This window comes from Afipia felis ATCC 53690, from assembly GCF_000314735.2.
GTDB classification, from domain to species: Bacteria; Pseudomonadota; Alphaproteobacteria; order Rhizobiales; family Xanthobacteraceae; genus Afipia; species Afipia felis.
Window position 1 is genome coordinate 3,913,122 of sequence record NZ_KB375270.1, and the last position, 12,208, is coordinate 3,925,329.

A 12,208-nucleotide genomic window follows, 5' to 3' on the forward strand; every position below is an offset into this window, starting at 1 on the left:
GTCCTAACGGCGTTGTCGATACAGGAAGCAGGCATGGTCTCCGAGGGCCAATTCGTCAGATTGGCTTGTCCGCAGGGAACGGCGCATTACTTGCGGGCATCCTGCCGCCCGCGGGTGACGCCTTTTATCCGCGTGTGGAAAAACAATCCTGCCTCAGTGCCGATTTTTATTCCTGCAGCTTCAGAAACAGAAGCTTGCATCAGTGCCCTCGCCGGGAATGTCGATCTGTATTTTCAGAAAGATGAAATTGACGTTCACGCATGGCGATCCTGGTCTTTGTTGGATAATCTTAAGTGGACGAAGCTGTCGCGATTTCATGAATCTACGAAATTTGAAGGCGACGGGATCGTTATTCAGCCGTTCCTGCATCGCTCACCTCAGGCGCTCGATGTGGTGCGCGCGGCTAGGACACTTGCCGAATGGGGCTTTGGTGTCTCAACGCGTGCTCTACAGGATACCTTGTCCTATGAACTTCTCGATCATGCCGCCGCCGCAAGCCGTCGCTGCTCGAGCGAATTTCCTGCAGCGGCCATCGTTGTGCATCTTTACTACGATGAGCTCTGGCCGGATTTCGAGAGCAGACTCTTGCGCCTCTCGGTTCCGTTTCAGCTGCTTCTGACAACGAACGGAGAGTGTCCCGAGCTTTCAGCGAAAGTTTACGCACGGTTTCCGGATGCAAAAATTCTGGCCTATCCTAATCGGGGCCGGGACGTCGGGCCATTCATTCAGCTTTTGCGTGACGGGCACCTAGATCCCTACGGCCTCATTTGCAAGGTCCACGGTAAGCGCTCGGCCGCATCCGGACCGCGCGCTGTTTTTGGCGATATATGGCGTCGTTCGGTGCTAAATGATTTGCTGGGATCCGATGCGCAGGTGAGAACGATCATGAACCGGTTTGCGACAGAACCGGACCTCGGCTTGATCGGGCCTGCGCACTTTCGGTTGCCGAATGAGTATAGGCATTCTTATGGCGACACGTGGAGCAACAATGAGCGACTCACCAAGGACCTGGCTAGTCGACTTGGGTATCCGAGTGAACTGTTCAAGCTCGATTTCTTTGCCGGCACAATGTTCTGGATGCGGAGAGAAATGCTCGATCTTCTGAAGCCGCTCGATCTTTCCTTCGATAGTTTTCCAGAGGAAATGGGACAGACCGATGGGACGCTTCAGCACGCGCTCGAACGCTTGTTCGGTGCGTTGCCAAGTATCGCAGTGCCGACAATGAAAATAGCGGAGGTCAACTGGCGAGGTGGAGATTAATCTGGAATGCTGCTCTGATGCGGAGCTTTCGCCTTTTATCTAATGTGCTGTCGACTTCTTAACCAAACAAGTAAACCATCACGCTCCTTATTTGCTCCTTAACGCCTTGCTTCTAAGCCCTTCTACCAAAGGCTGAAAACAGAAGTTTCAGAGGCATGGTATTTTTAAAGTCTTTTACGGCGTCCGATCGGTCAACAAGTGTGGCGCTTTCTCAATTGGCCGCTCAAATCGACGCGACAAAAATCAATCCTGATCTGGTTTGCGCATTCTATGAATGTGAGCACCAGGATGACGCAATCTTTGATTTCATAAAGCGCAAGTTTCCGAACGCGGCTCTTCTCGGTGGCACCTCCTGTGGGGGGGTCATGAGCGAGGCCGGATTGGCCGGTGCCAACTCGATTGGGTTGCTTCTGATTGAAGACTCCAGCGGCGATTATGGATCTGCTGCCGTAAAACTTGATGCTGATGTGAGCTCCTGCGCGGAGCGCGCGCTCCACGCAGCTCTGGCCGACGCCGGTTGCGCGGGTGAACTGCCAGAATTGATCTGGATCTACCAGGCTCCGGGGCAGGAAGAGGCAGTGATCGAAGGCTTGCGCCGTGTCGTGGACGACCGATGCCCGATCATTGGCGGAAGCGCGGCGGACAGTCATGTGACAGGCGACTGGCGTCAGATCGGTCCAGAAGGGCCGATGAATGACGGGCTTGTTGTAGGCGTGGTGTTTTCCTCCGGCGGTATCGGCTATGCATTTCAGGGAGGCTATGAGCCGACTGGTCCGAATGGCATTGTCACGCAGGTCGCATATGATGCGGCAGGCGAGAACGGTGTCGTCACCAAGGCGCGCGGCAGAAAGATCATTACAATCGACGGGGAGCCGGCCGCCGAGGTTTACAATCGTTGGATCGGGGGCTTTCTCTCAGAGAAGCTCGCACATGGCGGAAGCATTCTGGCCGAAACAACGATGTACCCGCTGGGAATCGCGTCAGGAAGAATCGAAGACGTTACGCATTATGTTCTGGTTCATCCCCATCAAATTCTAGAAGACGGTGCATTATCCACCTTCGCCGCGATTGAGGAGGGGACACGTCTCTACAGCATGAGCGGAGAGAGGGCGCGCCTCGTAGAGCGCGCTGGCAAAGTCTCCACCGCAGCTGCGACAGCGCTAACCAGTGGGTCTAATTCTCTTGCAGGGGGTCTCGTCGTCTATTGTGCCGGCTGCATGATTGCCGTCGGGGACGAGATGCCGAAAGTATCTAAGGCGGTTGCATCAAGCTTCAATGGCATGCCGTTTATTGGCTGCTTCACGTTTGGAGAGCAGGGCTTTCTCCTCGACAAAAACACGCACGGCAATCTGATGATCTCGGCCATCGCGTTTGGGAAATAACGGAAAATGTCTATGCACGGCGCCGAAGAACTTCGAGAGGCGTTGCTGGCAATGCGCCGTGAGATCGATGTTCTGCGCATCGAGGCTACGCACGCCAATCTCCTGCTTGATGCGCTTGATGCCGTTCTGTGTGTCGACGACAGCGTCGATCCGTTCGCCGGTGTTTTTTCAGCTGTGTTTCCGGTGTTCGAGTGTTCATATGCCATTGTGTTGACAGAGAACGATGACAGCGGGGATATGCTGGAATGTGCGACAGCCAGCCATGAGTCGCTTGTCGGGTCGTTATGGAATATGGGGCAGACCTTCAGAAAGGTTCTCGCGGGCCGTATTATTACGACAGTTTCCGGTGTAGGCGACGAGGAGTGGCCGACCCACATCCCTCCTTACCTCTCGAAGGCGCAGCCTACGCTCTATTTGCCGCTTCGCGTGCGGAACCGACGTGGCCTCCTTATGCTGTTGCGGGATACGGACGGCAAGGGCTTTGATCGCACGCACGTCCGGCTCGCGCGAAAATTCTCGCTGTTGGCATCGCATGCTCTTGCAGCCGCTCGAGCTCATCAGACGGAGTCGGAAAGCATCGAACTGAAGCTGCTTGCCGAGCAGCTGACGGCGAGCCAGGAAGAGCTGCGCATCCGTGCGAACCATGATGAACTTACGGGCTTGCCCAATCGTAGGTATGTCCGAGAGCTTGTTGACGGTATCATCGCGGGCAAAGATCTGAATGATGAGCTTGCTTTGGTGTTCGTGGATATCGATCATTTCAAGCGGGTCAATGATTTCTATGGGCATCATGTCGGAGACAGCCTTCTGAAAGGCGTTGCCGACCGGATCTGCGGTCAGATTCGTCCGACCGATGTTGCAGGACGGATCAGTGGCGATGAATTTGTCATCGTTCTTGATCCCGTCAAAGAGCGGCTGGATGCGCTGACTATCGTCGAGCAGATCCGGGACAAGCTCCGCGAGCCGTTTGAAATAGAAGTTCACGATCAAGACATCGGCCTCAATCGGTGTTGCGCTCTTCCCTTTACACGGTCCCGACTACGAAACTCTCCGTTATAATGCCGACACGGCCATGTATCACGCCAAGACGACATCGAAAGGAAATGTCGGATACTTCAATCGTTCACTGGGCCGGCGCGCAGCAGAGCGAATGTCGCTTGAGAACAGGCTGCGTCCCGCTTTTCAGAATAAAGAGTTTCAGTACGCCTTACAGGCGAAGGTCGGTCTGCGTGACAGTGCGGTGACGGGATTCGAGACCTTGATGCGATGGGTTGACGATGCGAGCGTCGTTCACCCGCCAGGGAAGTTTCTCCATATCGTCAGCGAGCTTGGGTTGCTTGATGAAATCACCCGAATGATGCTCGATCGCCTGATTGACGATTTACCTCGGCTCGATGCCTGTTTCGGAGATAGTGTCACTTACAGTATCAACATTTCGGCGAAGCAGGCCGAAAAGATACCGTTTATGGAAAGCTTCATCGAACGTCTTGCAAGTACAGGCCGTGCGAGGAACTTCATAATTGAATTGACAGAAGATGCCTTCGTTCTATCGGGCCCGTTTCAGTCGCGGGTGTTCCCACTCCTGCGTGAAGCTGGGATTGGAATCTCCATCGATGATTTTGGCACCGGTTATTCCTGCCTGTCCTTGCTCGCCGATATTCCCGCCGATGAGCTCAAGGTCGACCGATCGTTGATTTCGTCAATTCATGAAAGGCCGCGCAGCCAAAGTGTGCTGCGAACGATCGAATCGTTGAGTACGGCGCTGGGCATGCGTGTAGTTGCCGAAGGCGTCGAAGCGCCAGAAGAGAGAAGCTATCTGCTCGAATCGACGAGTATCGGTGGTGGGCAAGGGTATCTCTTTCATAAGCCGCAGTTTGTCGATGAACTAGTCGACAACCTGGCACTGAGGCATGCTCAGCTTTGTCAGTTACCAAATTCGTGGATACCATCTCCGGATATCGCGCCTCGGCAGCTTGATGCCCTGGAATTTGACGAGAGTTTATGCAGAAAGGATGCGGCAAAATAAGCCGCATCGAATAAATCTCTTGGCGTGGCCTGTTACATAAAGCCAGATGACTCATACCGCCAAACGATAAAATTTCATTGGGAATGCAGAACAGTTTTGACGGCGCTAAATAGCTATTTCATCTTATTCGCGTGGCAATAACTTCAGATATGCCTCCTTGGACGGAATGATATGCTTGCGGCATAGTTCGATCAGCGCGGGGCGATCGCATGCTTCGATTGCCGCAATCATGGCCCGGTGTTGGTCGCGGGCGCGCAGCATATGGCTCCGCTGATTGATCGAGTGAAATCGGATCACATGCGCGCGGTGCGAAAAATCGTTGATGGCTGCCGTTAAATACGGATTGCCGCAGTTGGCGAACAATGCCCAGTGGAAATTGATGTTTTCGCGAAACACGCGCGTCAGATCGCCCTTGCGAACGGCATCATTATGCTTGGCCTGAATCTTGCGAAGTTCATCCAGCGCGGTTGTGGGCAGAGGCAAAGGAATGAGATTGGCCGCCGTCGTCTCCAGCATATCGCGCATTTCATACAAATGCTTGACTGCAAGAGCTGAGTAGGAGCGCACCTGCGCCCCGCGGTTCGGAACGCGCTCGACGACACCTATCCGTTCGAGATCCAGCAGTGCCTGACGAATGACGTGGCGCTTGGCGCCGAACCGCTCCATGAGTTCATCTTCGATGAGGCGTTCGCGCGGGTGCAGGCGCCCGAGTACGATGTCTTCTTCGATGCTTTCGACCACGCTGGCTGCGGATGATCCCGTCTTCTTAGGCGAACTCTTTGATTTGGCTGCGGGGCGTAGCATGGGGGACCGATGTTCTTCGTGATAGGCGGTTATCTGGCAATTTATACAGGTATCTTCCGTGCGGCAATTTGATTATCAATAATTTTGTTGACAATATCGAGTGACGGACCCTAGCTTTGAAGGCATCGCATTGGAACATCGCCGTGTGGGCTTGCTCGCATGGGAAGCTGTGCGATTTCAAGAAATCACGACAGACCGGACCAACGGTTTGCGATTCATGTTTCTTGGGAGGAATCATGCTGCAGCGCACGTTCGCTATCGCGAGTCTCATCGCAACTTTTGCAATCTCATCTCACTCTGCATTTGCGCAATCTGGCGGTTCGCTGGAAAAAATTGTCGCCAACAAGACGTTCGCGATCGCTTACCGCGAAGAATCCGTGCCCTTTTCGTTTATCGATTCGAGTGGAACGCCGAAGGGATACGCGATCGATATTTGCCTGAAAATCGCCGATGAAATTAAGAAAGAGTACAAGCTCGACAAGATTGACATCAAATACGTGCCAATCACCCCTCAGACTCGTATTCCAGTGATCGCAAACGGCACCGCCAATGCGGAATGTTCGTCCACTACGATTACAACTGGTCGCATGAAGCAGGTGGAATTCCTGACGCCAAATTTCATCACCGGAACCAAGCTGATGGTGCGTAAGGGCTCCGGCATCACGAAGATCGAGGACCTTCAAGGCAAGACGCTGCTGGCGCTGGCCGGAACGACAAACGAGAAGGCAGCACTCGCTGAAATCGTCAAGCACAAGCTGAAGGTCAACGTCGTCAAGGTGAAGGACCATCCGCAAGCGCTTCTGAACCTGGAGCAGGGGCGTGCCGATGCCTACACGTCGAACGACGTGGTGCTGTACGGCATCCGCACGATGGCCAAAAATCCGGGCGATTACGAAGTTGTCGGTCCGTTTTATTCCTACGATCCGTTTTCCATCATGATCCCGAAGAACGACACGGAATTCCGTGCGCTCGGCCTTCGCGTGATGTCCAACCTGTATACGTCTGGCGAGATCTTTCAGCTTTATAAGAAATGGTTCGAGCCGGGACCGACCAATATCAATCTTCCGATGAACGATGATCTGAAGAATGCACTCAGGTTGAACGCGTTCGCGGACTAATTTTCTCGTAAACTGACAAGAAGCAGGTCGTGGAGAAACGGGAATGAATTATTCCTGGGACTGGGGAATGCTGTTTCGCGATCCCTATGCCGGCTGGATCGTCTCCGGTTTTTCCACGACCTGCATTCTGGCAATCTATGCCTGGCTGATTGCATTTTCATTCGGGTCGATCATCGGCGTTCTTCGAACGCTGGACAACAAGATATTGCGAACGGTCGGCACCATCTATGTCGAGATTTTTCGTAACATCCCGCTGCTCGCGCAGATGTTCCTCTGGTATTTCGTGATTCCTGAATTGTTACCGGCCGATGCGCAGCGCTATGTCAAGCGCGGCATGCCTGATCCGCAGTTCTGGACGGCTGTCGTGGCGCTCGGATTCTATACCGCGTCGCGCGTTGCCGAGCAGGTGCGTTCAGGTATCCAATCAATCCCTCGCGGCCAACAGAATGCCGCGTTGGCGATGGGATTCTCGCGGTTGCAGGTTTATCGCTATGTGCTGTTGCCGATCGGGTATCGTACCGTGATCCCATCCCTCACCAATGATTTTCTCGGTGTGTTCAAGAATTCTTCCTTGGCGTTGACGTTAGGTGTGATGGAACTGACCGCCACAGCCAGGCAGATTGAGGAATACACCTTTCAGTCGTTCGAGCCTTTCATGGCCGCGACGGTGCTTTATTCCTGCGTTACGCTTTGCGTCATCGCGCTGATGCGTTTCCTCGAGCGCAAGAGCCGGATCATCGGCACCGCATCTGCGGGAGGCCGCTGATGGGTTTTGATGTCGGCGTTCTCCTGCAACACAAGGAACTGCTGTTTCAGGGTTTGATAGTAAGCTTTCAGTTGACCCTGAGTGCGATCGTGGGCGGCATGCTTATAGGCACTTGCCTTGCGATGATGCGTATGTCCAGCATCTGGATCGTCTCGGCGCTAGCTGGCGGATATGTCAATTTCCTGCGATCGCTGCCGCTGATCCTGGTGATTTTCTGGTTCTATGTGCTCACGCCGAAAATCGTAGGTCATCCGATCGATGCCTATTCGTCGGTGTTGATCGCCTTCATTTTGTTCGAGGCGGCGTATTACTGCGAAATCATTCGCGCGGGAATCTCCAGCGTCAAGCGCGGGCAGGTTCAGGCTGGCCTCGCGATGGGATTCTCCTATTTGAGCGTCATGCGTTACGTCATCCTGCCACAGGCACTCCGCAACATGCTGCCGGTTCTGCTGACGCAGGCGATCATCATGTTTCAGGATACGTCCATTGTTTACGTCGTCGGTGTGCGTGATTTTCTGACAACGGCCGACGTCGTCGCCAATAGCACTAACCGACCGATTGAACTCTATACCGTGGTCGCGATCACTTACCTCGTGATCTGCTTCGCTGCTTCGCAGCTGGTGAGCAGGCTGCAGCGGAGATACGCTCTATGATCGAGATGCGTCATGTCAGCAAATGGTACAACGTATTTCGCGTGCTGGACGATTGTTCGCTGGCCATTAGCAAGGGTGAAGTCGTTGTCATCTGTGGCCCGTCGGGCTCGGGCAAGAGTACGCTGATAAAATGCATGAATGGCCTTGAGGCCTTCCAGAAGGGTGAAGTCTTCGTGGATGGCATTTCGGTCGGCGCTAGGAGTACAAATCTGCCGAAGCTGCGATCGCGAATCGGGATGGTATTTCAGAATTTCGAACTGTTTCCCCACATGAATGTGTTGAAGAACATCGCACTTCCGCAGATCAAAATTCTGAATCGGAGCCGTGCTGAAGCTGAGGTCCGCGCTGAAAAGCTGCTGGCCCGCATGGGCCTGAAGGCTCAGGCTGAAAAATTCCCGGCGCAATTGTCGGGTGGACAGCAGCAGCGTGTGGCGATTGCGCGGGCGCTGGCGATGGACCCAGTTGCGATGCTGTTCGATGAGCCGACCTCGGCGCTCGATCCGGAAATGATCAACGAGGTTCTCGACGTGATGGTGGCTCTGGCGCAAGATGGTATGACCATGGCGGTGGTCACGCATGAGATGGGATTTGCCCGGCGCGTCGCCAATCGTGTTGTGTTCATGGATCAGGGCGCCATTGTCGAGGATGCTGCGAAGGAGGAATTTTTCGGTACTCCGAGAAGTGACCGCGCGCAGCAATTTCTCTCCAAAATCCTGACGCACTGAAAGACGCCGATGTCGGAACAAATTCATGTTCTCAGCATGGGCGAGATGGTGCCCGCGGTGGAGGTCGCGCTCGCGAAGACCTTTGTCGTGCATCGCGCTTCTGCGAACGGTATCTCGAACATCGTCACCGAGTTTGGTGAGCGTATCCGCGGCATTGCTACCCGTGGACGGCAAAAGGCCGACGCGGCCCTCATTGAAAGTTTGCCGAAGCTCGAGATCATCGCGAACTTCGGCGTCGGCTATGATTCGATTGATTTGTCGGCCGCGATTGAGCGCGGAGTCGTCGTGACCAACACGCCCGATGTGCTCAATGATGAAATGGCGGATTTTACCGTCGGTCTTCTTCTATCCACCATTCGCGAGTTGCCGCAGGCGGATCGATATATTCGTGACGGGAAATGGCCGAGTGAAGCTTACCCGCTCACCGAGACTTTGCGCGACCGTACTGTCGGTTTCGTTGGAATGGGGCGTATCGGGCAGGCCATCGCCAAACGCATTGCCGCGTTCGACGTGCCTATTATCTATCATTCCCGTAAGCCGCAGCCGGAGATTGCTTACAAACACTATCCCGACCTGAAAGCAATGGCTGCTGACGCCGATACGCTGATTGCGATCGTGCCCGGTAACGAATCGACCAGGCACATGATTGATGCCGATATTCTTGCAGCGCTCGGATCACGCGGCATTTTGATCAATGTCGCACGGGGTTCGGTGGTCGATCAGGACGCGCTGATCGATGCTTTGCGCAAGGGTGTGATTCATGGCGCAGGCCTCGATGTGTTCACCGACGAACCAAACGTGCCTTTGTCGCTGCTGGCGCTGCCAAATGTCGTAGTGCTGCCGCATATCGGAACTGGCACGCATCATACCCGCGCCATCATGGGTGATCTTGTTGTCGACAATTTGCGATCGTGGTTTTCCGGCAGGGGACCGGTAACGCCGGTCCGGGAAACGCCTTGGCCGAAGGCCGGGTAGAAAATTCGGAGTATTGGAGATGGATTTCGGACTTAGCGGAAAGACGGCGCTGGTTCTCGGTGGTGGTGGCGGGCTTGGCAGCGCGATTGCGCGGCAACTCGCCGCTGAAGGGGCCAAAGTCGCGGTTGGTGACATTGATCATGCAGCAGTCGAGAGAACGGTTGCTTCGCTGTCCGGTGGCAAGGGGTTGGCGTTGCCATGGGACCTTGCCGACTTGTCCGTGATCGACAGCAATATAACGAAGATCGAAGCTGCGTTCGGTCCGGTGGACATTCTCGTTAATAACACGGGCGGTCCGCCGCCGACTCCGGCGGCAGGGCAGGATCCGGCTCTCTGGGGAAAGAGCTTCCAGCAGATGGTACTTTCGGTGATCGCAATCACTGACAGAGTGCTGCCCGGTATGCGCAAGAAGAAATGGGGGCGCATCATCACCAGCACATCGTCCGGAGTGATCTCGCCGATTCCCAATCTCGGGATATCGAACGCACTGCGCCTGTCGCTGGTCGGCTGGTCGAAAACGTTGGCGCGCGAAGTTGGCGGGGATGGCATTACGGCGAATATCATCTTGCCGGGCCGCATCGCTACCGATCGGATCAAATTCCTCGACGAAGCCAAAGCCAAGCGAGAAGGCCGCCCGGTTGAGCAGATATCGGCCGAAAGCACGGCTTCAATCCCGGCCGGTCGTTATGGAAAGCCTGAAGAGTATGCCGACGTTGTCGCGTTCCTGGCGTCAACGCGTGCGTCTTACCTGAACGGTTCGACCATCCGCGTGGATGGCGGCCTCATCACGAGTATCTAGGAGGATCGCTTTCAAATGATGGACGCTCAAAATTATCCTGCCACGCTGCCGCTAGCTCAGAACGTCATCGATGTTCTGTCCAAGGTGACGAACGCGACGATTACAACGATCCTGTTGAAGAAGGGGCTGCGTAATGTCTGGATTCGCGGCTCCCGCCCGCTCAAGCCGGGCCAGAAGCGCATCGTCGGCCGAGCCTTCACCTTGCGCTTCGTTCCGGCGCGCGAAGACCTTGCGACACCGGCTTCATGGGGCGCCCCGATTTCCACGCGCGCCGCTATCGAGGCTATGCCGGAAGGGTGCGTCACGGTCGTCGATGCGATGGGTGTCACGGATGCAGGCATTTTCGGTGACATTCTCTGCGCGCGCATGGCCACGCGAAAAGTTGCGGCGCTCGTGACCGACGGCGTGATGCGGGACGTTGCCGGTGTATTGACCACAGGATTGCCGATTTGGTGTCAGGGTGCAGCCGCGCCAGCATCGGTCACCGGTCTCACATTCGTGAGCTGGCAAGAGCCGATCGCCTGCGGCGGTGTCGCTGTGTTTCCGAACGACGTCATTGTGATCGACGATGACGGCGCGGTGCTTATTCCAGCGGACCTTGTGGATGACGTGGTCGCGGCCGCACCCGAGCAGGAGCGGCTCGAAGCTTGGATCATGTCGGAGGTCGAGAAGGGAACGCCGCTGCCGGGACTCTATCCGCCCAATGAAGCAAATAAGGCCCGTTACGAGGCGAGCAAGAAGGCGTGAGATCAATGCTTCTGAATGCGCAGGCATCAGGCGTTTACACAATTGCAGCAACGCCGTTTCATCCCGATGGTCGATTGGATGTCGAATCCATTGACCGCATGACGGATTTCTATCTGCAGTGCGGTGTCACCGGGATGACCATCCTCGGCATCATGGGCGAAGCGCTAAAACTCGAGCCGGAGGAATCGCTGACGGTCGTCAATCGCGTCGTCAAACGAGCAGGCAAAGTGCCGGTTGTGGTGGGCGTTTCTGCGCCGGGATTTGCAGCAATGCGCGCGCTGTCGCGAGCATCGATGGACGCGGGTGCGGCTGGCGTGATGATTGCTCCAGTGCCGAGCCTGAGAACCGATGACCAAATCGTCACTTACTTTGCTCAGGCGGTGGAGGCTGTCGGGGACGACATTCCGTGGGTGTTACAGGATTATCCGCTCACCCTGAGCGTCGTCATGACGCCCAAGGTTATCCGGCAGATCGTCCAAAACCATGCATCGTGCGTGATGCTCAAGCACGAGGACTGGCCTGGTCTCGAGAAGATCAGTGCCGTGCGCGGATTCCAGAAAGATGGTTCGATGAGGCCGATTTCCATCCTGTGCGGCAATGGCGGCCTGTTCCTGGATTTTGAGATGGAGCGTGGCGCGGACGGCGCAATGACCGGCTATGCTTTCCCTGACATGCTGGTGGATGTCGTGAATCTTCAGAAGACGGGGAAGCGCGATGAGGCGCATGATCTGTTTGACGCCCATCTCCCACTTGTCCGCTACGAGCAGCAACAAGGCGTTGGCCTCGCGACACGTAAGTATGTCTTGCAAAAGCGGGGTGCGATTGCATCCGATGCGCAGCGTAAGCCAGGAAATGCCTTGACCCCAGCAGCAAAGGCTGAGGTCGACTACCTGCTGTCACGTCTAGCCAGGCACGATCCGCGCGCACAGCTCTAAATCATAACATCGGAAAAG

13 protein-coding genes are annotated in these 12,208 nt (G+C 55.3%); 12 read left to right on the forward strand and 1 reads right to left on the reverse strand.

Going from position 1 to position 12,208, the window contains the following annotated elements; genetic code table 11:
* Nucleotides 1–33 precede the first annotated feature (33 nt).
* From HMPREF9697_RS18670 to HMPREF9697_RS20215, 4 genes are all read left to right on the forward strand, one after another.
* On the forward strand, nt 34–1,260 hold the full coding sequence (locus HMPREF9697_RS18670; RefSeq protein WP_002718814.1) for a rhamnan synthesis F family protein: 1,227 nt from the start codon (nt 34–36) through the stop codon (nt 1,258–1,260).
* A 155-nt stretch (nt 1,261–1,415) separates the two neighbouring features.
* Nucleotides 1,416–2,642 carry an FIST signal transduction protein gene (locus HMPREF9697_RS18675; protein ID WP_002718815.1) on the forward strand — a complete coding sequence of 409 codons (1,227 nt, stop codon included), beginning with the start codon at nt 1,416–1,418 and terminating at the stop codon, nt 2,640–2,642.
* A 12-nt stretch (nt 2,643–2,654) separates the two neighbouring features.
* Entirely contained in the window at nt 2,655–3,701 is a 1,047-nt protein-coding gene (locus HMPREF9697_RS20210; protein ID WP_002718816.1) for a GGDEF domain-containing protein, read from the forward strand.
* A gap of 13 nt (nt 3,702–3,714) precedes the next feature.
* The gene (locus HMPREF9697_RS20215; protein ID WP_002718817.1) at nt 3,715–4,668 is read left to right on the forward strand and encodes an EAL domain-containing protein; all 954 of its coding nucleotides are present in this window, start codon (nt 3,715–3,717) and stop codon (nt 4,666–4,668) included.
* 123 nt (nt 4,669–4,791) lie between these two features.
* On the opposite strand, the gene HMPREF9697_RS18685 is transcribed toward HMPREF9697_RS20215, so the two are convergent.
* Nucleotides 4,792–5,409 (reverse strand): GntR family transcriptional regulator, encoded by a 618-nt coding sequence (locus HMPREF9697_RS18685; protein ID WP_244597825.1) that lies wholly within the window; start codon nt 5,407–5,409, stop codon nt 4,792–4,794.
* Nucleotides 5,410–5,708: 299 nt separating this feature from the next.
* On the opposite strand from HMPREF9697_RS18685, the gene HMPREF9697_RS18690 reads away from it, so the two are divergent.
* From HMPREF9697_RS18690 to HMPREF9697_RS18725, 8 genes are read left to right on the forward strand one after another with little or no spacing between them, the layout of a single operon-like run.
* The gene (locus HMPREF9697_RS18690; RefSeq protein ID WP_002718819.1) at nt 5,709–6,590 is read left to right on the forward strand and encodes an amino acid ABC transporter substrate-binding protein; all 882 of its coding nucleotides are present in this window, start codon (nt 5,709–5,711) and stop codon (nt 6,588–6,590) included.
* A gap of 43 nt (nt 6,591–6,633) precedes the next feature.
* A complete protein-coding gene (locus HMPREF9697_RS18695; RefSeq protein ID WP_002718820.1) occupies nt 6,634–7,356 on the forward strand; it encodes an amino acid ABC transporter permease in 723 nt (240 codons plus the stop codon).
* Nucleotides 7,356–8,009, forward strand: a complete 654-nt coding sequence (locus HMPREF9697_RS18700; protein WP_002718821.1) for an amino acid ABC transporter permease — start codon at nt 7,356–7,358, stop codon at nt 8,007–8,009. Before HMPREF9697_RS18695 ends, HMPREF9697_RS18700 begins: the two co-directional genes overlap by 1 nt.
* A complete protein-coding gene (locus HMPREF9697_RS18705; RefSeq protein WP_002718822.1) occupies nt 8,006–8,734 on the forward strand; it encodes an amino acid ABC transporter ATP-binding protein in 729 nt (242 codons plus the stop codon). The genes HMPREF9697_RS18700 and HMPREF9697_RS18705 overlap by 4 nt, the downstream gene beginning before the upstream one ends.
* Before the next feature lie 9 nt (nt 8,735–8,743).
* A complete protein-coding gene (locus tag HMPREF9697_RS18710; RefSeq protein WP_002718823.1) occupies nt 8,744–9,709 on the forward strand; it encodes a 2-hydroxyacid dehydrogenase in 966 nt (321 codons plus the stop codon).
* A gap of 19 nt (nt 9,710–9,728) precedes the next feature.
* Nucleotides 9,729–10,508 (forward strand): SDR family oxidoreductase, encoded by a 780-nt coding sequence (locus HMPREF9697_RS18715; protein ID WP_002718824.1) that lies wholly within the window; start codon nt 9,729–9,731, stop codon nt 10,506–10,508.
* 15 nt (nt 10,509–10,523) lie between these two features.
* Nucleotides 10,524–11,255, forward strand: coding sequence for a ribonuclease activity regulator RraA (locus HMPREF9697_RS18720; protein WP_002718825.1), 732 nt, complete (start codon nt 10,524–10,526; stop codon nt 11,253–11,255).
* 5 nt (nt 11,256–11,260) lie between these two features.
* A complete protein-coding gene (locus HMPREF9697_RS18725; protein WP_002718826.1) occupies nt 11,261–12,190 on the forward strand; it encodes a dihydrodipicolinate synthase family protein in 930 nt (309 codons plus the stop codon).
* Nucleotides 12,191–12,208: the final 18 nt, after the last annotated feature.

Coding starts and splice junctions, on each gene's coding strand:
- HMPREF9697_RS18670 (WP_002718814.1), top strand. CDS start 34: ATGGTCTCCGAGGGCCAATTCGTCAGATTGGCTTGTCCGCAGGGAACG.
- HMPREF9697_RS18675 (WP_002718815.1), top strand. CDS start 1,416: ATGGTATTTTTAAAGTCTTTTACGGCGTCCGATCGGTCAACAAGTGTG.
- HMPREF9697_RS20210 (WP_002718816.1), top strand. CDS start 2,655: ATGCACGGCGCCGAAGAACTTCGAGAGGCGTTGCTGGCAATGCGCCGT.
- HMPREF9697_RS20215 (WP_002718817.1), top strand. CDS start 3,715: ATGTATCACGCCAAGACGACATCGAAAGGAAATGTCGGATACTTCAAT.
- HMPREF9697_RS18690 (WP_002718819.1), top strand. CDS start 5,709: ATGCTGCAGCGCACGTTCGCTATCGCGAGTCTCATCGCAACTTTTGCA.
- HMPREF9697_RS18695 (WP_002718820.1), top strand. CDS start 6,634: ATGAATTATTCCTGGGACTGGGGAATGCTGTTTCGCGATCCCTATGCC.
- HMPREF9697_RS18700 (WP_002718821.1), top strand. CDS start 7,356: ATGGGTTTTGATGTCGGCGTTCTCCTGCAACACAAGGAACTGCTGTTT.
- HMPREF9697_RS18705 (WP_002718822.1), top strand. CDS start 8,006: ATGATCGAGATGCGTCATGTCAGCAAATGGTACAACGTATTTCGCGTG.
- HMPREF9697_RS18710 (WP_002718823.1), top strand. CDS start 8,744: ATGTCGGAACAAATTCATGTTCTCAGCATGGGCGAGATGGTGCCCGCG.
- HMPREF9697_RS18715 (WP_002718824.1), top strand. CDS start 9,729: ATGGATTTCGGACTTAGCGGAAAGACGGCGCTGGTTCTCGGTGGTGGT.
- HMPREF9697_RS18720 (WP_002718825.1), top strand. CDS start 10,524: ATGATGGACGCTCAAAATTATCCTGCCACGCTGCCGCTAGCTCAGAAC.
- HMPREF9697_RS18725 (WP_002718826.1), top strand. CDS start 11,261: ATGCTTCTGAATGCGCAGGCATCAGGCGTTTACACAATTGCAGCAACG.